Origin of the sequence: Streptomyces carpinensis (assembly GCF_002154505.1) — a bacterium.
Classification (GTDB): domain Bacteria; phylum Actinomycetota; class Actinomycetes; order Streptomycetales; family Streptomycetaceae; genus Streptomyces; species Streptomyces carpinensis.
In genome coordinates this window covers 1-21,209 of the sequence record NZ_MUBM01000554.1, presented here as the reverse complement: position 1 = coordinate 21,209, position 21,209 = coordinate 1, and the positions used below count along the sequence as shown (strand labels likewise).

19 protein-coding genes are annotated in these 21,209 nt (G+C 73.0%); 6 read left to right on the top strand and 13 right to left on the bottom strand.

All coding sequences use genetic code 11. The features are described 5' to 3' along the window. Positions 1-38: 38 nt before the first annotated feature. The 5 genes from BZY54_RS45965 to xylB form a co-directional block, all read right to left on the bottom strand. Positions 39-386 carry a VOC family protein gene (locus tag BZY54_RS45965; protein ID WP_086731284.1) on the bottom strand — a complete coding sequence of 116 codons (348 nt, stop codon included), beginning with the start codon at positions 384-386 and terminating at the stop codon, positions 39-41. A 74-nt stretch (positions 387-460) separates the two neighbouring features. Continuing rightward, positions 461-2,545 carry a SpoIIE family protein phosphatase gene (locus BZY54_RS45960; protein ID WP_086731283.1) on the bottom strand — a complete coding sequence of 695 codons (2,085 nt, stop codon included), beginning with the start codon at positions 2,543-2,545 and terminating at the stop codon, positions 461-463. Positions 2,546-2,794: 249 nt separating this feature from the next. After that, positions 2,795-3,394: an N-acetylmuramoyl-L-alanine amidase gene (locus BZY54_RS45955; protein ID WP_086731282.1), complete on the bottom strand. Its 600-nt coding sequence runs from the start codon at positions 3,392-3,394 to the stop codon at positions 2,795-2,797. A gap of 323 nt (positions 3,395-3,717) precedes the next feature. Continuing rightward, a complete protein-coding gene (locus tag BZY54_RS45950; protein ID WP_086731281.1) occupies positions 3,718-4,926 on the bottom strand; it encodes an ROK family transcriptional regulator in 1,209 nt (402 codons plus the stop codon). 76 nt (positions 4,927-5,002) lie between these two features. Then, positions 5,003-6,448 (bottom strand): xylulokinase, encoded by a 1,446-nt coding sequence (gene xylB, locus BZY54_RS45945; protein ID WP_086731280.1) that lies wholly within the window; start codon positions 6,446-6,448, stop codon positions 5,003-5,005. A 180-nt stretch (positions 6,449-6,628) separates the two neighbouring features. On the opposite strand from xylB, the gene xylA reads away from it, so the two are divergent. Continuing rightward, positions 6,629-7,795, top strand: coding sequence for a xylose isomerase (xylA, locus tag BZY54_RS45940; RefSeq protein WP_086731279.1), 1,167 nt, complete (start codon positions 6,629-6,631; stop codon positions 7,793-7,795). Positions 7,796-8,194: 399 nt separating this feature from the next. Here the strand turns inward: xylA and BZY54_RS45935 are convergent, their stop codons facing one another. Then, the gene (locus BZY54_RS45935) at positions 8,195-9,478 is read right to left on the bottom strand and encodes an SWIM zinc finger family protein (protein ID WP_086731278.1); all 1,284 of its coding nucleotides are present in this window, start codon (positions 9,476-9,478) and stop codon (positions 8,195-8,197) included. After that, a complete protein-coding gene (locus BZY54_RS45930; RefSeq protein ID WP_086731277.1) occupies positions 9,475-12,342 on the bottom strand; it encodes a DEAD/DEAH box helicase in 2,868 nt (955 codons plus the stop codon). Before BZY54_RS45930 ends, BZY54_RS45935 begins: the two co-directional genes overlap by 4 nt. Before the next feature lie 251 nt (positions 12,343-12,593). Here BZY54_RS45930 and BZY54_RS45925 point away from each other — a divergent pair, with 251 nt between their 5' ends. Then, the gene (locus BZY54_RS45925) at positions 12,594-13,649 is read left to right on the top strand and encodes a fatty acid desaturase family protein (RefSeq protein ID WP_086731276.1); all 1,056 of its coding nucleotides are present in this window, start codon (positions 12,594-12,596) and stop codon (positions 13,647-13,649) included. A 140-nt stretch (positions 13,650-13,789) separates the two neighbouring features. Next, entirely contained in the window at positions 13,790-13,972 is a 183-nt protein-coding gene (locus tag BZY54_RS45920) for a hypothetical protein (RefSeq protein ID WP_086731275.1), read from the top strand. A gap of 214 nt (positions 13,973-14,186) precedes the next feature. On the opposite strand, the gene BZY54_RS45910 is transcribed toward BZY54_RS45920, so the two are convergent. From BZY54_RS45910 to BZY54_RS45895, 4 genes are all read right to left on the bottom strand, one after another. Continuing rightward, complete coding sequence (locus BZY54_RS45910) at positions 14,187-15,575, bottom strand: tannase/feruloyl esterase family alpha/beta hydrolase (RefSeq protein ID WP_086731274.1); 1,389 nt, start codon at positions 15,573-15,575, stop codon at positions 14,187-14,189. 173 nt (positions 15,576-15,748) lie between these two features. After that, the gene (locus tag BZY54_RS45905; RefSeq protein WP_086731273.1) at positions 15,749-16,654 is read right to left on the bottom strand and encodes a hypothetical protein; all 906 of its coding nucleotides are present in this window, start codon (positions 16,652-16,654) and stop codon (positions 15,749-15,751) included. A gap of 137 nt (positions 16,655-16,791) precedes the next feature. After that, the gene (locus BZY54_RS45900) at positions 16,792-17,088 is read right to left on the bottom strand and encodes a hypothetical protein (RefSeq protein ID WP_086731272.1); all 297 of its coding nucleotides are present in this window, start codon (positions 17,086-17,088) and stop codon (positions 16,792-16,794) included. A 114-nt stretch (positions 17,089-17,202) separates the two neighbouring features. Then, on the bottom strand, positions 17,203-17,733 hold the full coding sequence (locus BZY54_RS45895; RefSeq protein ID WP_086731271.1) for a PadR family transcriptional regulator: 531 nt from the start codon (positions 17,731-17,733) through the stop codon (positions 17,203-17,205). A gap of 127 nt (positions 17,734-17,860) precedes the next feature. Between BZY54_RS45895 and BZY54_RS45890 the strand changes: the two genes are divergently transcribed. Continuing rightward, complete coding sequence (locus BZY54_RS45890; RefSeq protein WP_086731270.1) at positions 17,861-18,619, top strand: alpha/beta fold hydrolase; 759 nt, start codon at positions 17,861-17,863, stop codon at positions 18,617-18,619. Between the two features lie 45 nt (positions 18,620-18,664). Here BZY54_RS45890 and BZY54_RS45885 read toward each other — a convergent pair whose 3' ends face one another. Continuing rightward, positions 18,665-19,264 carry a class I SAM-dependent methyltransferase gene (locus tag BZY54_RS45885; protein ID WP_086731285.1) on the bottom strand — a complete coding sequence of 200 codons (600 nt, stop codon included), beginning with the start codon at positions 19,262-19,264 and terminating at the stop codon, positions 18,665-18,667. A gap of 60 nt (positions 19,265-19,324) precedes the next feature. Continuing rightward, positions 19,325-19,753 (bottom strand): PPOX class F420-dependent oxidoreductase, encoded by a 429-nt coding sequence (locus BZY54_RS45880; protein WP_086731269.1) that lies wholly within the window; start codon positions 19,751-19,753, stop codon positions 19,325-19,327. 92 nt (positions 19,754-19,845) lie between these two features. Here BZY54_RS45880 and BZY54_RS45875 point away from each other — a divergent pair, with 92 nt between their 5' ends. Together BZY54_RS45875 and BZY54_RS45870 are read left to right on the top strand one after the other, a co-directional pair. Then, a complete protein-coding gene (locus tag BZY54_RS45875; protein ID WP_086731268.1) occupies positions 19,846-20,259 on the top strand; it encodes a roadblock/LC7 domain-containing protein in 414 nt (137 codons plus the stop codon). A gap of 124 nt (positions 20,260-20,383) precedes the next feature. Continuing rightward, on the top strand, positions 20,384-21,209 hold an 826-nt coding region (locus BZY54_RS45870; RefSeq protein ID WP_107419993.1), incomplete at its 3' end, for a DUF6397 family protein.

Sequence of the window (21,209 nt, the reverse complement as noted above, 5' to 3'; positions counted from 1 at the left end):
CGCGCCGGGGCCCCGGCGCGCGGTGGCTCGTGCCGGTCTCAGCGGTGACTGAGTACGTTGATCACACGGCCGTTGGGATCCCGGACGAAGAACCGGCGGACGCCCCATTCCTCGTCGGTGAGCGGGTGGACGATCTCGGCGCCGCGCTCCCGCAGGGCGGCGTAGGCCGCGTCCACGTCGTCGACCTCGATGCTCACATCCGGTGCGACGGGGGCGGTCCGGTCCTCGCCCATGAAACTGATCTGCGCGGTCGGGTTCACGGCGGACGCCAGTGTCACGATCCAGCCCTGGTTCATGACCTCCTCGAACCCCAGCAGCCCGTAGAACTCCGCGCTCTCCACGCGGGCTTCGGACCGGAGGTTGGGGACGACTCGGCGGACCTGCATCGGGCGACTCCGGTGGTGGGACGGATCGCGCACACGCGCGGGGCTCCGGTCAGCCTAGCGAAGCGGCCTGCGTGTCAGCGGTCGTCCGCGAGCGGTTGCTCGGCCCAGACCGTCTTGCCCGACTCCGAGTACCGCACGCCCCACGCCTGGGCCAGCTGCTCGGCGATGAACAGGCCGCGCCCACCCTCGTCGACGACCCGGGCGTGCCGCAGATGCGGCGCGGCCTGGCCCGCGTCGCGCACCTCGCAGGTGAGCGTGCGGTCGTGGATCAGGCGGACCACGATGGGAGGCGCCCCGTACCGCAGGGCGTTGGTGACGAGTTCGCTGACGATGAGCTGTGTGCTGAAGGCGGTCTCGTCGTCCACTCCCCACGCGGCGAGCTGCTCGCGGGTACGACGGCGGGCGGTCGCCACCGAGGCGTGGTCGTCGTCGAGCTGCCAGGCGGCGAACCCGTCGTCCGGGAAGGAGCGGGTGCGTGCGACGATCACCGCGGCCTCGTCCGCCCCCAGACCCTCGGGAAGGGAGTAGACGACGGCGTCGCACAGCTCCTGCAGTGGCCGATCGGCGAAGTCCGGCACCGCCCGCAGCGGCCGGGAGAACTCCGCGAGGTAGGCCGTGAGCAACGGGTCGCTGGTGAAGACCAGGACGCTGCCGGCCGGCACCTCGAACTCGGTGGCCGCGAAGGGTGCGTCCTCCGCCATGCCCAGACACGGTCCGGCCGGTGCGTCGGGAACGCTCACGGTGCCGTCGGGGCGGATCAGGACCGGAGCGAGGCTGCCGGCCGTCGCCATGACACAGGCGCCTCTCAGCGGGTCGTGGATGGCGTACACGCAGTTGGCGGTGAGCGCCTCCCGGCGCAGTGGATCGCCCAGGGGCAGGTTCGCTCGCTCGAACGCCAGCTCGGAGGCGGTGTCGTGCAGCCGGGCCAGGAGTTCCTCGGGGGCGAGGTCGAACGCCGCCAGGGACCGCACCACCGTACGCAGCTGGCCCATGCTGGCCGCCGCGTTCAGGCCCCGCCCGGACACGTTGCCGACCACCAGCGCGGTGCGGGCGCTGGACAGCGTGATGGTGTCGTACCAGGCACCGGGATCGGCACCGGTGACCGACAGATAGGCGGTCTCCAGCGACGCGTGCGTCTCGGGGCGCCGGGGCAGCAGCTGACGGTGGACGGTGGCGGCGACGGTGTGCTCGCGGATGTAACGCCGCGCGTTGTCGACGCACAGGGCGGTGTGGGCGGCCAGCTCGACCGCGAGCTGCTGGTCGCCCGCGTCGTACGGCGGCGACTGCCCCGTGCGGTACAGGCTGACCAGACCCAGCGCCGTGTCGCGCAATGCCAGCGGGACCACCAGCAGTGTGTGCGACTGCGAGGCGTGCATCGCCTGGGCGCGCGGAGGGTCCAGGGTCATCCACGGCGCAGACGTGTGCAGGGGTACGACCCTCGGGCGCAGATCGGCCAGGGCCTGGGTGAACGGCGTGGGCCCCGGCAGCCGGAGTACCTCACCCACCGGTTGCGCCTGCGGCGGGCGCGCGTGGGCGCTGCGGAAGGCGGTGCGCATCAACGGGGTTCCCGGCGGCAGCGGCGCAGGCGGCGGTTCGTCCCCGCGGATCACCGAGTCCACCACCTCCACGATCGCGATGTCGGCGAACTCCGGCACCAGGGCCGCGACGAGCTCCTCCCCGGTCACCGCCGGATCCAGGGTCCGCCCCACATGCCGCCGGACGGCGTCGAGCACCCTGGTGCGGGCACGCCCCCGCTCACGCTCGGTGACGTCCACCGCGGTGACCGCCAGCCCGAGCACCTCTCCGCGCGGGCGGCTCTCCAGTCGCAGCGCGGTGACCTCGAAGTGACGCTCCTCGGGCCGCTGCCCTTTGATCTGCGCCCGGACGATGCGCTGCCACAGGGGCTCCCCGGTCTCCAGCACGTCGTTCAGCACGGCTTCCATGTCGCTGTCCGCGACCATGTGGTACACGTCGCGGATGGGGCGTCCGACCAGGTCGTCCAGGGCCACACCCCGCATGGCCGGCGTCGCGGTGTTCAGCCGCACCACCCGCAGGTCGGTGTCCAGGAGGTGGAGTCCCACCGGTGAGCCGGTGAACAGCGCCTCCAGCATGGCGGCCGACGTCTCGTCCACGGGCCGCCCCGGATTGCCGTACGCCACTGGGACCTCCTTCGGACTGCGCCGGTGCACCCCGCTCACCCGGGCACGCGCCATCGGCACGCGCCCGAGGGCGCCTCTCCAGCGTGCTCTGCCCGCGGGTGCGCCGCACGCGCAGTGCGCCTGGCCGCCCGCCCGACGACGGCTGTCCCCGGGCCGCAGGGTCCCTCCCCACAGCCGGCGCGGACCACCGCCGCCGACCGGGACCGGCCAGAGGCGGCCAGGACCGGCCGACGGGGAGGACGTCGTCCGTCAGGCGAGGTCGACCAGTCTCATGTAGCGGACCCAGTCCCAGTTCGGCCCGGGATCGGTGTGGTCCGTGCCCGGAACCTCGTTGTGCCCCATGATGTGCGCCCGGTCCCTGGGGATGCCGTACCGGTCGCAGACCGCCGCCGTGAGCCTGGCCGACTGCTCGTACAGGGCGTCGGTGAAGTAGGCCGGCTGGTCGACCCACCCCTCGTGCTCGATGCCGATGCTGTGCGTGTTGTAGTCCCAGTTCCCGGCATGCCAGGCGATGTCCGCTTCGTGGACGCACTGCGCGACGTGCCCGTCGGCGGACCGCACGAGGTAGTGCGCGGACACCTTCTTCTGCGGGTTCTGGAAGATGGCCAGGGTGTCGGCGTACGTCTCCTGGGTGACGTGGATGATCACTCGGTCGAGGGAGTAGCCGGCGGGCCGGTCGGACGCCGTGTAGTTGGCGACGCTCGCCGGCTGCCACTCGGCGGGCGGATAGTCGGCCGCCTCGGTCCGGGCGTCCGCCCTGGCGGCGGGGAGTAACGCGTAGGGAACGACGGCCAGGGCGGCGCCCTTCAGGATCCTTCGTCTGGTGGGCTGGAGTCCGGCCCGGTCCATGGTCGATGGCCTTTCTCGTGGGGGATGTTCGCTGCTCGTGGGGGTGCATGTCGTTCGTCGGGGTGCCGGTTGCCCGGGGGCGTCCGTTGCTCGTGGGGATGTGCGCCGGTGGCGGTGAGTCTCGCGCACGACCGGCCGCTCCTTGCGGAGCACGGCCGCACACGGGTGGCTGGTGTCGCGCCTCACCGCCCGGCCCGGATCAACGCTCGCGTGAATTACGGTACGGCGCCCGCCGGTTGGGCAGAGGAGCACCGCGACGTTCGGTGGACGGGCGGGGAAATGTGGACAACTCCGCCACTCGAACGAGTGAAGTGGGCCTGCGGTCAGCGGCGTTCGGCGACCGCCGCCGGGTCGTCGAGAACGGCCCGTACCACCGAGTGCGCCGCGCCCAGCAGCGGACCCTGCGGACCGAGCCGGGACACGGACACCGGGCAGGCCGGTCCGGCGGTGCGCCGGGCCAGTTCGGCCTCCAGCGACGGCAGCAGCCAGGGCGCGAGAGAGGCCAGCGCGCCGCCGAGCACGACGGTCTGCGGATCGAGCAGGTTGACCGCGCCGGTCAGGGCGATGCCGAGCGCCGTACCGGCGTCGCTCAGGGCGCGCCGTACGCGCTCGTCGCCGGCCTCGGCCCGGGTGGCGAGCAGCCCGACGCGGCCCTCGCCCGGTTCCAGGCCCGCAGCGCGCAGCACCGCTTCCTCGCCCGCGTACTGCTCCAGGCACCCGCGCCCTCCGCACGGGCACGCGGGCCCCTCCGGTTCGACCGGCACATGCCCGAGCTCGCCCGCGAAGCCGCGCGTTCCACGCAGCAGCCGCCCGTCGACCACCACCGCGGCACCGATGCCGATCTCCGCCGACACGTGCAGGAAGTCCCGTGGCGTGCTCTCGCCGAGCCAGAGCTCCGCCAGGGCGCCGAAGTTGGCCTCGTTGTCCACGGTGGGGGTGAACTCCGCCGGCAGCAGGGCACCGAGATCGGTGTCGTGCCAGTCGAGGTTGGGTGCCCGCACGACGGTGCGGCCGTCCCGGGCGATCAGACCGGGCACGGCGACGGAGAGTCCCGCCGGCCACAGGCCCTGCTGCTCCGCCTCGGCGACGACCTGCGATATGAGCGCGGTGAGGTCCTTCGCCACCGGCTCGGCGGAGCGCCCCCGGTTCGTGCCGTGCCGCACCGCCCGCGCCCGCACCTGTCCGCGCAGGTCGACCACGCAGGCCGCGAGGTGATCGACCCCGACCTCCGCACCGACGCCGGCCGGGCCGCGCCCGCTGACGGCCAGCGCCGAACCGGGGCGGCCCACCCGGCCGGGCCGCTCGGGGCCAAGCTCCTGGAGCAACCCCGAGCGGATGAGCTCGTCGACGAGCGTCGACACCGCCGCACGGGTCAGACCGATGCGGGAGGCGACCGCCGCCCTGGACAGCGGCCCCTCGGCGCTGACGGTGTGCATGACCCGGGCGAGGTTGCGGCGGCGCATGCCCGCTTGGGTGTCGGGCAGCGCCCGTCCGGGACGGGCGGGGTGCGGCTCGTGCAGCGGTGCGGTCATGCCTCCGTCGTCCTCGGTCGGTTCCGGCGGCGGGTGTTCGCCGCCGGTGCCTGTCGGCGGGCGCCCGCCGGTCCGGTCAGTGGGTGCGCGCCCCCCGCTCCAGCAGCGGGGCCGCGTCGGAGAGTACCCCGGAGATCCTCGCCAGCGTCTCCTCGTCCCGCTCCACGGCCTCCAGCACCGGTCCGTCGGCGGTCTTCCAGCGGCGGGCGACCGCGGCCGGGTCCTCGCCGGTCAGCAGGCCCGCCGCCTGTGCCGCGGCGCCCAGGGCGACCAGTTCCTTGGCCTGCGGGACCTGGACCGGCCGCCCCGACAGCCGCCGTACGGTCTGCTGCCAGGCGGTGCCCCGGGCGCCGCCGCCGATCAGCAGCAGGGGAGTGGTCCGGTCGGCGTCCTGGTCGAGGACCAGGTCCAGCGCGCCGAGCAGGGAGTGGACCGCGCCGTCGTAGGCGGCCTGCAGCAGCTGCCCGGCCGTCGTGTCGTGACGCAGGCCGTGCAGCAGTCCGGAGGCGTCCGGCAGGTTCGGGGTGCGTTCGCCGTCCAGGTAGGGGAGCAGGGTGACGGAGGTGCCGGGTTCGACCGCCTCCCGGTCCCGGCCGAGCAGGGCGGCGACGCGGTCGACGGCGAGCGTGCAGTTCAGGGTGCAGGCCAGCGGCAGCCAGTCGCCGTGCGCGTCGGCGAAGCCCGCCACGGTGCCGGAGGGGTCGGCGGGCCGGTGCCGCGACACCGCGTACACCGTGCCGGAGGTGCCGAGGCTCAGCACGGGAGCGCCGGGCCGCAGCCCGAGGCCGAGCGCGGCGGCCGCGTTGTCGCCGGTGCCCGGCGCGACCAGGGTGCCCTTGGAGAACGGCAGGTCGTGGATGTCGCGCACGGTTCCCGCCACCTCGCCGGGCCGTACCACCCGGGGCAGCAGCGCAGGGTCGAGTCCGACCCGGGAGAGGATCTCATCGTCGTACGCCTCGGTCGCCGACGCCCACCAGCCCGTTCCCGAGGCGTCGCCCCGGTCGGTGGTGCCCAGGCCCGTCAGGCGCTCGGTGAGGTAGTCGTGCGGCAGGCGCACCGCCGCCACCGACCGCAGGGACTCCGGTTCGTTCTCGGCGAGCCAGGCCCACTTCGTCACCGTGAAGGAGGCGCCGGGCACGCTGCCCGTGCGCTCCGACCACGCCTTCGGGCCGCCCAGCTCGGCCACGAGCCGGCGGGCTTGCGGGGCAGAGCGCACGTCGTTCCACAGCAGCGCCGGGCGTACGGGTTCGCCCTGGGCGTCCAGGGTGACGAGCCCGTGCTGCTGGCCGGCGACCGACACGGCGGCGGCCTCGTGCGCCGCCTCCCCGCACTGGCGCAACGCCTCGCACAGGGCGTCCCACCACTGGCGCGGGTCGCTCTCACGGCCGGCGCCGGCGGAGACGGTGTGCGGTGCCTGACCGCTCGCCACGACCTGACCGGTTGCCGCGTCGACGACGAGCACCTTGGTGGACTGGGTGGACGAGTCCACACCGACGACGAGCGGACCCTCGGCTGCTGACATCGGCTCTCCCTCTTTTTTCGCGGCTCACGGGATCTGACCTGCGGTTCCAACGGTTCTCCGGGATGCGCGACCGGGTGACACCCCGGTCGGGACCCTCCTGTCCCTTCCCAGGGACGCGTCGGCATACTAATTTGTAAACCGCCATGACGAAATAGTCGCAAGCGAGCAAGGAGCCGCGGCATGAACTACCAGCCCACCCCCGAGGACAGGTTCACCTTCGGCCTGTGGACCGTCGGCTGGCAGGGACGGGACCCGTTCGGCGACGCCACGCGCCGCGCCCTCGACCCGGTCGAGACGGTGCAGCGCCTGGCCGAACTGGGTGCCCACGGAGTGACCTTCCACGACGACGACCTGATCCCCTTCGGGTCCTCCGACACCGAGCGCGAGTCGCACATCAAGCGCTTCCGACAGGCGCTCGACGCGACCGGCATGACCGTGCCGATGGCCACCACCAACCTCTTCACGCACCCCGTCTTCAAGGACGGCGCGTTCACCGCCAACGACCGCGACGTGCGCCGCTACGCGCTGCGCAAGACGATCCGCAACATCGACCTGGCGGTCGAGCTCGGCGCGAAGACCTATGTGGCCTGGGGCGGCCGCGAGGGCGCCGAGTCCGGCGCCGCCAAGGACGTCCGTGCCGCCCTCGACCGGATGAAGGAGGCGTTCGACCTCCTCGGCGAGTACGTCACCGCCCAGGGCTACGACCTCCGCTTCGCCATCGAGCCCAAGCCGAACGAGCCGCGCGGCGACATCCTGCTCCCCACCGTCGGCCACGCCCTGGCGTTCATCGAGCGCCTGGAGCGCCCTGAGCTGTACGGCGTCAACCCGGAGGTGGGCCACGAGCAGATGGCCGGCCTCAACTTCCCGCACGGCATCGCCCAGGCCCTGTGGGCGGGCAAGCTCTTCCACATCGACCTCAACGGCCAGTCCGGCATCAAGTACGACCAGGACCTGCGCTTCGGCGCCGGTGACCTGCGTGCCGCCTTCTGGCTGGTCGACCTGCTGGAGAGCGCCGGCTACGAGGGCCCGCGCCACTTCGACTTCAAGCCGCCGCGGACCGAGGACCTCGACGGCGTGTGGGCGTCGGCCGCCGGCTGCATGCGCAACTACCTCATCCTCAAGGAGCGCGCGGCCGCCTTCCGCGCCGACCCGGAGGTCCAGGAGGCACTGCGCGCGGCCCGGCTCGACCAGCTCGCCCAGCCCACGGCGGCGGACGGCCTCCAGGCGCTCCTCGCGGACCGCTCGGCCTTCGAGGACTTCGACGTCGACGCGGCCGCCGCGCGCGGGATGGCCTTCGAGCGGCTGGACCAGCTCGCCATGGACCACCTGCTGGGGGCAAGGGGCTGACTCACGGCTGCGGGGGTGTCCGGCACGCGCGCGTGCCGGACACCCTGACGGCCGCTCGGATGCGCCGCGGCAGGCACATGTACGACCCGTCGTCCCGACGCCGCTGCCGACCGGCCGCCCTGCGCGTCGGACGCGCCTGCGCCGTCCGTCATCCGGTGGCATGGTGGCCTCGGCCATCCGGTGAGGTGGTCTCGTCGACCGACGACAACGCCGCCGGGGGCACCGCCCACGCCCTTGAGGCAGTGGGGGAGGGCGTGCACGAGCCCGGCATGATCCAAACGAATGACCCTGGCTGTCGTCCGCGCCGCGATCGAGGTCCCCGGGTACGCGTGCGGGCTCGGACGCGGACAACGGCACCGCAGGCCCTCGAACGGCTCCGCCCCTGGTCCACGCCGCTTCTCAGCCGCCCTCCTCACCCATGGCCGTGGCACCTTCCGCAGTGGCCAGCGCGCTCGCCGGGTCCCGGGCCGCGCCGCCGGCCGGCACCCAGTGGCCGTCCTCCATCCGGTACGGCCACCAGCGGCCGTCCCGCCCCACGCGGAGCTGCTGTCCCGTGCCGACGACGGTCCACCGGTTGCCCGCCGCCCGCAGCGGCGGCCGCTCGTCCCCCTCCCAGGCCGACTCCAGGGCGGCACGCGCGCGTGCGTGCGCCTCCGGGCCGAGAGTCCACTCCTCCTCGAGCACGGACAGAGCGGCCACCCCTCCGGCCCGCCAGGCTCTTACGGCATGCACGAGCTGTTCTCCGCTGCGCCCCGAGCCCCGGGCCAGCCGGTCCAGCACCTCGCCGTCGGAGAGCAGGCTGCCCGGCGCACCCGCGGCGAGGCGTACGGCGTCCTGGGCGACGCTCAGATCGCCGTCCGCGAGGTGGGACTCCGACGAGGCCTCAAGTGCCCCACCGAGCCACCTGTGGGCCGCCGCGGCGGTCTGCGCGGCCAGGAACTCCAGCGCGGCCGGATCGACGCCGGGCGCGGGGACCGCATCGGTGACCAGGGACGGCGGAAGCCCCGGCGCCGCGAGCGGATCGGGCAGCGGTGGCAGCGGAGGCAGGACGTACCCCGCCGCAAAGACCTCCGCGGCGTCCACGCCGTCCGGCTCGGCGGCGTCCGCGGCCGCGTCACGGGCACGCAACTCGCCGAACAGGGCACGCTCGTCACGCCCGCGCATGAGCAGCAGCACGAACGGATCCTGGTCCAGCAGCCGCGCCACCAGGTGGCAGAGCGCCGCCGTGTGCCCGCAGTGGTCCCAGGCGTCACAGTCGCACTCCGGCTCCAGATCGCCGATCCCGGGCAGCAGTTCGATCCCGAACGCCGCTGCGTCCTCGACGAGGTGCGGCGGCAGGTCACGGTCGAGCAGCGCGGCGAGGTGACCGGACCGTTCGACGGCCAGGTCCAGGAACCGGGCCCACTGGTCCTCGGACAACCGCTCCAGCAGGACGTCCGCGCGGTGCGCCGTACCGTCCGGATCCTGCACCACGGCCGTGATGCGGCCCGGGCGCACCGACACCGCGCCGACGGCTCCCGCACGGGCGAGCCGTCGGCCCGTCCTCACCTGCTGTCCGTCCAGCGCCGTGTCCTCGAGCGCCTTCAGCCAGGCGTGACCCCACCAGGTCCGGGCGAAACCGCGTCCCTGCGCGGGCGGCAGCGCGGCGAACGTCCGCTCCGTGTCGGTGGCGTGGTCGTTCATCGGTGTCCTCCTCGCAGCTCCACCAGGTCGGCCAGCTCCGCGTCCGTCAGTTCGGTGAGCGCCGCCTCGCCCGTCCCGAGGACCGCCTCGGCCAGATCCCGTTTGCGGTGCAGCAGCTCGGCGATGCGGTCCTCGATCGTGCCCTCGGCGATCAGCCGGTGCACCTGCACGGGCCGGCTCTGCCCGATGCGGTACGCCCGGTCGGTGGCCTGGGCCTCGACCGCGGGATTCCACCAGCGGTCGTAGTGCACGACGTGCTCCGCGCGCGTGAGGTTCAGCCCGGTGCCGGCGGCCTTCAGCGACAGCAGGAACACCGGCACGTCGCCGTCCTGGAAGCGCCGGACCATCGCCTCGCGCCCGGGGACCGGTGTGCCGCCGTGCAGGAACAGCGACGGCACACCACGAGTCGCCAGGTGCCGTTCGATCAGCCGCGCCATCTGCACGTACTGGGTGAAGACCAGGACGCTCGCACCCTCGGAGAGGATGGTGTCGAGCAGTTCGTCCAGCAGCTCGAGCTTCCCGGAGCGGCCCGCGATCCTCGGCCGCTCCTCCTTGAGGAACTGTGCCGGGTGATTGCAGATCTGCTTCAGGCCGGTCAGCAGCTTCACGATCAGACCCCGCCGGGCCATCCCGTTCGCACCGGAGATCTCCGCGAGCGTCTCGCGCACCAGGGCCTCGTACAGGCCCGTCTGCTCCACGGTGAGGGACACGGCCCGGTCGGTCTCGGTCTTCGGCGGAAGCTCCGGTGCGATCCCCGGGTCCGACTTGCGGCGGCGCAGCAGGAACGGGCCGACGAGCCGGGCGAGCCGCTCGGCCGCCGCCGGGTCCCGGCCGCTCTCGACGGCCTGTGCGTAGCGGGCGCGGAAGGTGCCGAGCCGGCCCAGCAGGCCCGGTGTCGCCCAGTCGAGGATCGCCCACAGCTCGGACAGGTTGTTCTCCACAGGGGTGCCGGTGAGCGCCACGCGCGCGCGTGCGCCGATGGTGCGCAGCTGCCGGGCCGTCGCCGAGTACGGGTTCTTCACGTGCTGGGCCTCGTCCGCCACGACCATGCCCCACCCCACGTCGGCGAGCCGCCGCGCGTCCATGCGCATCGTGCCGTACGTGGTCAGGACGAACGCGCCGTCGGACAGGTCCGCCAGATCGCGGTGCGCGCCGTGGAAGCGCCGTACCGGCGTGCCGGGCGCGAACCTCTCGATCTCCCGCTGCCAGTTGCCCATCAGCGAGGTGGGGCACACCACGAGGGTCGGTCCGGCGGTCGCCGGGTCGTCCTGCCGGTGCAGATGCAGTGCGATCAGGGTGATCGTCTTGCCGAGTCCCATGTCGTCGGCCAGACAGCACCCCAGCCCCGACGACGTCATGTGGGCCAGCCAGGCCAGACCACGCAGCTGGTAGTCCCGCAGCCGGGCGGCGAGCGCGGCCGGTTGCCCCACGGGCTCCTGGGCCGCCCGGTCCGCGAGCCGGTCCCGCAGGGTCGCCAGCCATCCCGTGGGCCGGACCTCGACCCGGTGGCCGTCGACCTCGGCGGAGCCCGTCAGGGCGGCAGCCAGCGCCTCGACCGGAGTGATCTTCCTGTCCTGCCACGTGCGGGCCCGGCGCACCTCGTCGGGGTCGACCAGGACCCACTGGTCGCGCAGCCGCACCAGGGGCCGGTTCGCTTCCGCCAGTCGGTCCAGCTCCGCGCGCGTGAGCCGCCGGTCCCCCAGCGCGAACCACCGGTCGAAGGCGAGCAGGGCGTCCGCGGACAGGACCGGCCGGACGCCCACCGGGGCGCCGCCGGAGCCGTCCGCCTCGTCGGGCGGCCCGACGGTCGCCCCGGAGGCCAGCCCGCGCACCAGGTCCGCGGGCCAGTGCACGTCCACTCCGGCCCCGGCGAGCACCCGGGTGCCTTCCCCGAGGAGCTCGGCGACCTCGTCGTCGGCGAGCTCGACGGCGTCCGGCACGGCCGCCGACAGCAGCGGCGTCAACGCCGGCCAGGATCGGGCCGCGCGGCGCAGGGCGAGCAGGACGTCCGTACGTGCTCGCGGGCCGAACGCATCGTCCACGGCGCCGGATCCGGCCCACACCTCGGCGGCGTCGGCGACCCGCGCGGGACCGCTCACGCTGTGCACCTGCAGCACCGCACGGAACCGCGGCTCCGTGCCGTCGTCCTGCCCGGCGCGGTCCAGCCCGTGCACCTTGACGCGCAGGGAGATCCGCACCCCGGCGTCGTGGCCCGCGGCCACCTCGGCGGCCCACGCCCGTTGCTCCGGGACGTGCTGCGGCTCCGGTGCGGCGTAGGCGGGCCCACCCGTGACGAGGTGCGCGGCGGGTGTGCGGGGCAGTGAGTCGGCGACCGCGTCCAGGAAGTCGCGCAGCAGGCGCTCCTGATCGGGCAGCCGCGGCCGCTCGGCTCCGTCGAGCGGGACGGCGTGCGCCTCGGGCGGCATCGACGCGGCCAGCTCCCGGACCCGATCGATGTCCTGGCCGCGCAACGGAGCCGCACGCCAGGCGTCGTGGTCACCGTCGGACAACCCCGGCAGCAGCAGACCGCGCGCCGTGAGGTGCAGGGCCAGCACGGCTGCCGCGCCCCAGAACACGCAGGCACGGTGACCCGACTCGGTGGCACGCGCGCGCGTGAGCACGGGCAGGGCAGCCCGCACCGGAAGCAGGACGGCGGGCACGGTCACCGGCGCGACGCCCCCGTCGCGGGGCAGAACGACCGTCAGGTCCTCCACCGGCGTGCCGGCGACGGCCGGGGGAGCGCAGCCGTCTGGACGCCAGAAGGCGACCCGGCCGGTGCGGGCGGGGTCCGCCGGTAGGAACACGGCACAGAAGTGGGCCAGTTCGGAGATCTCGGTCGGTGTTGCCAGGGCAGTCCTCTGCACAGCGATGCCGATTCCTCAAATTTGACTACTGGGGGGTGGAGCCGCTGAGGGTACAGCATCGCGACGGCCCACCGGGAACGCCGCAGCCGTGACCTACGCCACCGCGCTGCCTCGGGGTGTCGTCAACCCCCCCGTCCCGCGCGGGGCTGGCCCCCGTAAGCACCCGGGGGCTGGCGCCATGGTCCGCACAGGTCCCTGGTCCGTACGTTTCCTCAGGTCAGGCCGTTGCCGAGAGAGCCGGAGACCTCACCATGCCCCAGTCAGCCACCGCCGTCGCGGACGCCACCGAAGCAAGGACCGGCGGCCCGTCCGCCGGCAGTGAGTTCGCCCCGCTGCTGCGAGCGGTCAAGGACCGGGGCCTTCTGGGACGGCGGTACGCCTGGTACGCGCGCGGCATCGCGGCCAACGCGCTCGCCCTGGCCGGGGTGGTCACGGGACTCGTCATGACCGGCGACTCCTGGTGGGCGCTGCTTCTGGCGCCGCCGCTCGCCGTGCTCTTCGCCCGCACGGCGTTCATAGGCCACGACGCGGGCCACGCGCAGATCACCGGCGACAAGGACGTCGGCCGGCTCATCGGCCTGGTACACGGCAACCTGCTGCTCGGCCTGAGCTACTCCTGGTGGAACACCAAGCACAACCGGCACCACGCCAACCCCAACCACATCGACAAGGACCCGGACGTCGCCGCGGACGTGCTGGTCTTCACCGGTGAGCAGGCGGGCGACCGGAAGGGCTTCCGCCGCTGGCTCACCCGCAACCAGGCCTGGTTGTTCTTCCCGCTCACCCTGCTCGAAGGCGTCGCCCTCAAGGTGCACAGCTTCCAGGACCTGCGCCGGCAGGCTCCTCGGGAGCGGGCACTGGAGGGCACGCTGCTCGTCACCCATGTCGCGGCCTACGCCACCCTGCTGCTGACCGTCCTGTCCCCCGGGAAGGCCCTGGCGTTCGCCGCGCTCCACCAGGCCCTGTTCGGACTGCACCTGGGCCTGTCCTTCGCACCCAACCACAAGGGCATGGAGATGCCCGACCCCGACGGCGAACGCTGGGGGCATCTGCGCCGCCAGGTGCTCACCTCCCGCAACATCCGCGGCGGAGCCCTGACGGACTGGTTCCTGGGGGGACTCAACTACCAGATCGAGCACCACCTGTTCCCCAGCATGCCCCGTCCACACCTGCGGCTCGCCCAGCCCCTGGTGCGTGCCCACTGCCGGGACCTGGGAATTCCCTACGCGGAGACCGGCGTCGTCGACTCCTACCGGCAGGCGCTGCGCCACCTGCACGACGTGGGGGAGCCGCTCAGGGCACAGTAGAGACGGAGCGGTGCGCGGCCCGTAGGGGTGCGGCTCAGGGATCTCTCAGGGTCGTCTCGGGCCCGAGGGCGGAACCGCAGGGGCCGCGGACCCGTTTCCACGACTGAGAGCGGCAGCAGTGGCCGCGAAGGAGGCGACAGATGTCGAAGAACGCGAAGATCGCCGCAGGGGGTGTGGCGGCCGGGCTGATCCTGCTGATCTGGCTGCCCTGGTGGGCCGCGCTCCTGATAGTCCTGGGAGTCCCGGCCGCCGCGTACCTCACGCTGGACCCCTCGCAGCGACGCCGGCTGCGCCGCGTCACCCGCAAGGAGCTCGGTCGCTGAGGACTAGGCCCTGTCGTCAAACTCCCGTCTGCCCAGCGACGCCATGCACGCTCCCCCACTGCCTTGACGGCGCGGGAGGTGCCCCCACTCGCCGCACCGGGCACAGGCCAAAGTACATCCAGTACGAGGGCCAGGGCCCGGCACACCGAGAGCACGCACCTGACGCCGCAGGGCCCGCCCTCCGGGCGGACGACGGGAATGTGACGACAGGGACCTAATGCCCCGGTGTGCTCCCGTCCAGGGCGCACGAGTTGACGACATCGCCGCCCGCGGGCCTGGCCACGGTCCGGTTCGCGGGCGGCGTGGCGCCATGCTCCACCCAGGCCACCAGCGCGTTGAACGCCGACCGGTAGCAGGGAAGGATCGGCCGCAGCCGGTCCGGATAGCTGTCGTACAGTCCGTCGACGTGCGTGCCGCCCTGGATCGTGTAGTACCGGTGCAGCCGATCCCGTCCGCTCGCGTCGACCATGCGTGCGTACACGTCCGAGTCCGCCGCCTTGGGCAGCAGCGAGTCCAGGTCGCCGTGCAGCGTGATCAGGGGCCTGCCGATCCGTCCGGTCAGCGCCACCCGGGCCACCGCCCGGTGGACGGAGGCGGGCCGGGAGGCATAGTCGTAGGCCGCGTCGGAGGCACACGGCGCCAGGATCTGCTGGAGCGTGGTCCCCGCGGTCGGCCCCGGACAGGCCGGGTCGTAGCCCGGGTCGAACTCGGCGCGGTAGATCTTCTGCGTCACGCCCCAGTACGCCTGCTCGTGGTACGGCCACAGGAACTCCGAGCCGCGCGCGAAACCCACCGCGTACAGGTCGGCGTCGCTAGCCGAGCCCAGGGTCCGTGCCACCGCGGCGGGCAGAGAGGTGAGCAGGTTCGGCCCGTCGGCCGTCCACAGCGCACCCTCCCAGTCCACGCCGCCGTCGTACAGCTCGGGGTGGTTCTCCAGCTGCCAGCGCGTGAGGTAGCCGCCGTTGGAGATGCCCGTCATGTACGTCCGGCGCGGGGCCTGCCCGTAGCGCTGGGCCACGGCGCGTTTCGCCGCTCGCGTCAGCTGGGTGGTCCGTGCGTTCCACTCGGCGACCGCGTCGCCCGGCCGGGCCCCGTCGAGGTAGAAGTCGGACGAACTGTTGCCCTTGTCGGTGGCGGCGTAGGCGTAACCCGCTGCCAGCACCTGGTCCGAGATCGCCTTGTCCGTGGAGTACTGCTTGCGCGTGCCGGGCGCCCCGGTGACCACCAGGCCGCCGTTCCAGTGGTCCGGCAGCCGGATCACGAACTGCGCGTCGTGCTGCCACCCGTGCGTGGTGTTGAAGTGAGACGAGTCCGGGAAGTACCCGTCGATCTGTACCCCGGGCACCCCGGAGGGGGTACGGGTCGCCGCAGCCGTCAGCCCCGCCTGGTCGGCCGTGTCCGTGTACGGGGTACCGGCGAGCCCCGTGGTGGTCAGGTCGGGCAGACAGGCGGTCTGCTGAAGGGCCGCGCCCGGTACCCGCAGCCGCTCCTGGCGTGCGCAGTGCCCACCGGCGCCGGTCGTGGCCGAGGCGGACGCCGGCCAGGTGACGACGCCGGCCAGTACAGCGGCGGCGATGAGCGGAACACCTCGGGACAGACGCATGGCGGCCTCCAGGGACGCGACGGCGGGGACAGCACGGGCAGTGGAGCCCGGAGCTGCCCCATCGTGCGGGCCTGCTTCCGCATCCTCCATGGGTTGGCACCACACGGAGCGAGCCCCCGGTGTGGGCAGGCAAGACATGCGTAGGCGGTGAAGTGCCGTACGCCGACGGCGGATCAGCTGGGGCGCACCGCCAGCCTGTCCAGGGCCTGGAGCAGGCCGGGCAGCTCCTGGCCGCGGCCGACCGGCAGGACCTCGCCGGGCTCCTCGTCGAGGAGAACAAAGGCGATGTCGTCGGTGCGGGCCACCATCGACCAGCCGGGGCCGTCGGCGCGCAGGGTCCGCGCGTCGCCCGGCGCGAAGGACGAGCGGACGCGGCCGAGGGGCGGCGGCGAGTCCACGTAGGAACGGGCCTCCGCCAGGACGCGGCGGATACCGCGGTGTCCCGTGGACGCGGCCTCGCCGGATGCCCCCGTCGAACCGCCGCCGGTCACGGCTGCCCCGCCCTCCGCGGCCTCGTCACCCGTCCCGTGGCCCTCGCCGGCCCCGGCTTGCCGGCCCTGGTCGCCCGGTGCCGAGAAGGCGTCGTCGCCGATCTGCTCCCGCCACGTCGCCCACTGCAGCGCGATCTCGTCGGCGCCCAGACGGCGCTGTGCCGGTCCCCAGGTGCTGGTGTCCGGCGGCGACAGCACGGGGCCGTCCGAGGCCTCCGGCTCGGGATCGTGCGGCGCGGGCACTCCGGGCGCCGCGACGGCGACGGCCAGGGGCCAGCCCGGCATCGCCGCGACGACCGTGCGCTCGTCCGGCGAGAGTTCGTACTCCATGCCGCAGTCCCAGGAGGCGATGGCCACGGCGACCAGCGACACATCGTCGATGGCGACCGTCCACCGCGCCCCGGTGCCGTCCTGACCGAGCACCAGGCCGTATCCGTCGGCGAGCGGCGGCAGGCCGAGTGCCGCGCAGGCCTCCGGGTAGTCGTCGCCCAGCACGCTCGGGAACTGCGCCGGCGTCAGCAGTACCGCAGTGAGCACATAGAGCGCGTCGTCCTCGGCGGTGACGGCTTCCTCGCCCGTCCCGGCCATCCCAGCCTCCCCATCATTCGTCCAACGGCGCGCACCCTAGTGCGAGTGCAAGCCGCTTGTCACGACTCGGGTGACCTCTCGGACCTGCAGTTTTCCACCTGGAGGTGGGCGAATCGGCCGCTGCCTGCGCAAGCTCTTCACGCTGCCGGAAGCCCCAGCAGCGTTCGCGCCACCGTCCGCGGCGACTCGTCCCTCTCCCGGGCCAGCGCGATCACCGCACGGCAGGCCAGCTCGCTGACCCCGAACGACAGCGCCTCCGGCGACACCCAGGAGGTGGCCTCGTCCATGCGTTCCTGATCGTCCTCCGCACACGCCGAGACGTAGGCGGCAGCGGCCTCGAACAGGTTGGGCGTGCGGTCGTGGCCGCCGCTGCCGCCCTCGGCGCGCACCGAGGAGACCACTTCGGCGAAGGATTTGCGGAGTCTGCCGAACATGCGGGCACCTTCCCCTGAGTGGTAACCGGCATTGATCGTTCATCTGCTGCTACTCACAGTAGAGTTGGAGCTCCGACGGCAGAAGAGGCACGGCACGGCGAAGAAGAGGCGGCCTCACGCCTGCTCGTCCAGTGAGTCGATCGTCGTGTGCAGCCAGGCGAGTTCCGCCTCAGAGGTGGCGCGCGCGACGGTGAGGATGCCACGCCGGAACGGGTCGTCGAGTTCCTCGGCGCGCACCGGCCGGTCTCCTTCGTAGAAGAAGCTCGAGGGCGTCTCCAGGAAGGCCAGTCTGCGTCGCAGCACCGCGGCCTGGGCGCCTGGATCGTCCAGGTGCCTGAGGAAGGCCAGGACGGTGAACCAGCGGTTCTCGTCGGTGATGTCCCGCTGGACGGGTTCGGCGAGCCGCCGGCGAAGCTCGCGTCTGCCGTCGTCGGTGAGCGTGAGGACATGACGCGGGGCCGCCACGGCCCCGGGCTCCGTGGCCCGTTCGAGCAGTCCCGCCTGCTCCAGTCGCTTGATCGCCGGGTAGAGCGTGCTCTCGGCGACCGGCCGTACGTGCCCCGTCAGCGCGGTGATGCGCTTGCGCAGCTCGTACCCGTGCAGCGGGGCGTCGTACAGGAAACCCAGGATGGCCAGCTCCAGCATGCCCGCATTGTCTCGCACTGACGTGGTACATCGGTTCAGCGGTACACCTGTTACATAATACATCGAAACCGAGGTATCATCTGTCGCTTGCCGGCACGGCAGGGCGATGCCATCGAGGGAGGGCGACATGAGACAGGCAGGGTTCGACGCGGAGGGAAGCCACATCCGCTGGACGGAAGTGCCGGGAGCGGAACCCGCTCGGGTCTACGTGCACGGGCTGGGTTCGATGTCGTCCGTCTACCATGCGCACATCGCGGCGCGCCCCGAGCTCGCGGGCCGGCGCAGTCTCTTCGTCGATCTGCCCGGCCACGGCATCAGTGACCGGCCCGAACACTTCGGCTACACCCTGGAGGACCACGCGGACGCCCTGGCCGCCGCGCTGGACGCGGCAGGGCTGGCCGGCGCCGAGCTGATCGCGCACAGCATGGGCGGCGCCGTGGCGATCGTGCTCGCCGGCCGCAGGCCCGACCTCGTCTCCCGGCTGGTCCTCGCGGAGGCCAACCTCGACCCGTTCCCTCCGCGGACGGCGGGCAGCAGCGGCATCGCCTCCTTCACGGAGGACGCCTTCGTCGACGGCGCCTACGCGCGCGTGCTGCGCCAGGTCGGGCCCCTGTGGGCGGCGACCATGCGGTTGGCCGATCCGCGCGCACTGCATCGCAGTGCGGTCGCGCTCCGGCGCGGCTCGGAGCCCACGATGCGCCGCACCCTCGAAGGACTCACCACCCTCGACCGCGTCTACCTTCAGGGCGAGAACACCGGCGAACTGCCGGGCAGAAGCGGTCTGGAGGCGGCCGGAGTGCGCGTGGTGACGGTCGCCGGCGCGGGCCACAACATCATGTTCGACAATCCCGACGTGTTCGCGGCGGCCGTCGCGGGGACGCTGTGACGGGCCGACCGCCGCCCGGCGTCACGCCCGGCCGCCCCGGCGGCGTCAGTCCTGGCGTACGGCCAGCGCCAGGAAGCGGGCGTCCTCGTCGACGTACGACGTCATGTGCCACCCGGAAGCGGCCAGCAGCGGCCGGAGGTTGGGCTCCGCACGCAGGTCGTCGGGTGTGATCTGCCGCCCCTGACGCGCCGCGAGCGCCGCCCGGCCGATCGGGTGGAACAGCGCCAGCAGCCCGCCGGGCCGCACCACGCGCCGCAACTCCCGGAGATTCTCGGACGGCTGCGGCAGGTGTGCGACGAGGCCCGCGGCGAACACGGCGTCGAACGCCCCCGACCGCAGAGGCAACGCGCCGACGTCGGCGAGCAGCAGGTGCCCGTCCCCGTCCCGGCCGGCCCGTACGGCGGCCTGCAGCATGGCCGGGGTCAGATCCGCGCCCACGACGATCCCCGACGCCCCCACGGCCGCACGCAGGGGCGTCATGGCCCGGCCGGTGCCGCACCCCGCGTCCAGCACGCGGTCGCCCTCGCGCAGCCCGAGCTCGGCGACCGCGGCCGCGTAGGCGGGGCCGTCGTCCGGGAATCTGCTGTCCCAGTCGGAGGCGCGGGCGGTGAAGAACTCCTGGACGTGTGTGTGGTCCGCACTCATGCTCCGCATGATCCCCCACCCGGGCTGCATCAGGCAGGAGTCCGTGGCCCCCGGACCACCTCAGTCGGCGAGATCCCGCACCGCCACCACCTTGTCCACCGGCACCCGGACCAGGACCTCACCCGGGACACCGTTGCGGGCCCCGAACTCCTCGGCACGCTCCTCGCCCATGTAACGGCCGCCGATCCGGGCTGCCCAGTGCCGGAGCTCGTCCAGGTCCTCGGACAGCCGGGCCCGTCCGGTCAGCACCACGAAGCCGAACGGAGGCCGGTCGTCGTCCACACACAGGGCGACCCGGCCGTCCCGTGCCAGATTGCGCCCCTTCACGGTCTCCTTCCCGGTGTTGAACACCACGTCGTCCCCGTCGAGCAGAAACCAGATCGGCGCGACGTGCGGGCTCCCATCGGCCCGTACGGTCGACAGCTTGCCGGTGCGGGTGCCGTGGGAGACGAACGCCCGCCATTCCTCGTCGGTCATCTTCTGTGCCATGCCCTCATCCTCCTTGCCGCGGCAGCGGTGGTGGGGAAGGCTTGCGGAAGTCCTCCGGCAAAGGGAGGAGACACCACAGGGGGAGACCGCTCATGGCGCAGAACCCGACACTCGGCTGGCTGCTCGACGATCTGACCGAACGGGTGGAGCACGTACGGCACGCCCTGGTCCTGTCCAACGACGGGCTGGTCACGGGGGCCAGTACGGGGCTGCGACGGGAGGACGCCGAGCACCTGGCGGCCGTCTCGTCGGGGCTGCACAGCCTGGCCAAGGGCTCGGGCCGCCACTTCGGCGCCGGCAGCGTGCGCCAGACCATGGTCGAGTTCGACGAAGCCGTGCTGTTCGTCACGGCCGCCGGCACCGGCAGCTGCCTGTGCGTCCTCAGCGGAGCCGAGGCCGACATCGGCCAGATCGCCTACGAGATGACCCTGCTCGTGAACCGGGTCGGCGAGCACCTCGACGTGGGCACCCGCCAACCCGAACGAGCTCCGTCAACAGATCTCTGACCTGCGTGTTCGCCGACCTCCGTGGAGTTATCCACAGGCTCGCGCCGAGATTCACGGCAGCGGCTACGGTTTTTCGCAGCCGAGCGCACACGGCGCGGGTCACACACTCCACGGGGGCACGAACATGTCCGGTGACACCATCACGCACGAGGTCCCGCCCGCGGTCACAGCGACCGCAGGGAAGCGTGACACCCTCTTCACTCCGAGTCGAGCGGCCCGTGAACTGGCCCTGAGGCGGAGCGAGTTCGATCTCGCCGTCAGCCTCGGACGCATCCGCACCCTTCCCGACGAAGGAGGCAGCCGCCGTGTCACCCGGGCCGAGATCGAGCGGCTGCGCAGCGAGGAGGATTTTCCGGAAGCGCTTCGCGAGCGTGTCAGGACCGTCGGCACCGGGGACGGCGCGAAGACCATGGAGGTGACCGCGGCCAGGTTCACGCGTCTGGCCCGGCTGGGCCTGCTGGTACCGGTCGCGTTCTACCTGAACCGGTACCGGACCGTCGTCTGGCTCTACCTGGCCGGTGAACTGGGGGAGTTCGCCGCCGACCCGAAGAACGCGGCGCTGCTGAACCGGCCTCTGCCCGAAGGACTGCGGGACCAGTTGGACACCGGTGTGGACCTGCGCTCCCGCAACTGGCGCGGACGGCATCTGGGGTTCCTGCTGCGACAGGCCGACGACCCCTGGGAGCGGGCGGCCGCCGTGGCCTCGCTGCTCGACCCGCTCCAGGTCTCGGAGATCGTGGGTGACCCCTATGAGCGTGCCCATCTGAACCGCTTCCGCCTCCGGCCGCCTGCCCACGGCACACCGGGCTCACCCGCCGCCCACCTGGCCGAGCGGATCACGACGGCTCAGGATCCGGACGAGATCGACTGGCTCCGGGCCGACCTGGCACGGGCCGTGGAGGAGGCGCGAACCCATCGGCCGGCGACCCGCCCCGCTCCCCGGCACATCC

Coding starts and splice junctions, on each gene's coding strand:
- xylB (WP_086731280.1), bottom strand. CDS start 6,448: ATGTCAGCAGCCGAGGGTCCGCTCGTCGTCGGTGTGGACTCGTCCACC.
- BZY54_RS45920 (WP_086731275.1), top strand. CDS start 13,790: ATGTCGAAGAACGCGAAGATCGCCGCAGGGGGTGTGGCGGCCGGGCTG.
- BZY54_RS45895 (WP_086731271.1), bottom strand. CDS start 17,733: ATGCTGGAGCTGGCCATCCTGGGTTTCCTGTACGACGCCCCGCTGCAC.
- BZY54_RS45885 (WP_086731285.1), bottom strand. CDS start 19,264: ATGAGTGCGGACCACACACACGTCCAGGAGTTCTTCACCGCCCGCGCC.
- BZY54_RS45875 (WP_086731268.1), top strand. CDS start 19,846: ATGGCGCAGAACCCGACACTCGGCTGGCTGCTCGACGATCTGACCGAA.
- BZY54_RS45880 (WP_086731269.1), bottom strand. CDS start 19,753: ATGGCACAGAAGATGACCGACGAGGAATGGCGGGCGTTCGTCTCCCAC.
- xylA (WP_086731279.1), top strand. CDS start 6,629: ATGAACTACCAGCCCACCCCCGAGGACAGGTTCACCTTCGGCCTGTGG.
- BZY54_RS45900 (WP_086731272.1), bottom strand. CDS start 17,088: ATGTTCGGCAGACTCCGCAAATCCTTCGCCGAAGTGGTCTCCTCGGTG.
- BZY54_RS45935 (WP_086731278.1), bottom strand. CDS start 9,478: ATGAACGACCACGCCACCGACACGGAGCGGACGTTCGCCGCGCTGCCG.
- BZY54_RS45910 (WP_086731274.1), bottom strand. CDS start 15,575: ATGCGTCTGTCCCGAGGTGTTCCGCTCATCGCCGCCGCTGTACTGGCC.
- BZY54_RS45950 (WP_086731281.1), bottom strand. CDS start 4,926: ATGACCGCACCGCTGCACGAGCCGCACCCCGCCCGTCCCGGACGGGCG.
- BZY54_RS45890 (WP_086731270.1), top strand. CDS start 17,861: ATGAGACAGGCAGGGTTCGACGCGGAGGGAAGCCACATCCGCTGGACG.
- BZY54_RS45965 (WP_086731284.1), bottom strand. CDS start 386: ATGCAGGTCCGCCGAGTCGTCCCCAACCTCCGGTCCGAAGCCCGCGTG.
- BZY54_RS45925 (WP_086731276.1), top strand. CDS start 12,594: ATGCCCCAGTCAGCCACCGCCGTCGCGGACGCCACCGAAGCAAGGACC.
- BZY54_RS45955 (WP_086731282.1), bottom strand. CDS start 3,394: ATGGACCGGGCCGGACTCCAGCCCACCAGACGAAGGATCCTGAAGGGC.
- BZY54_RS45905 (WP_086731273.1), bottom strand. CDS start 16,654: ATGGCCGGGACGGGCGAGGAAGCCGTCACCGCCGAGGACGACGCGCTC.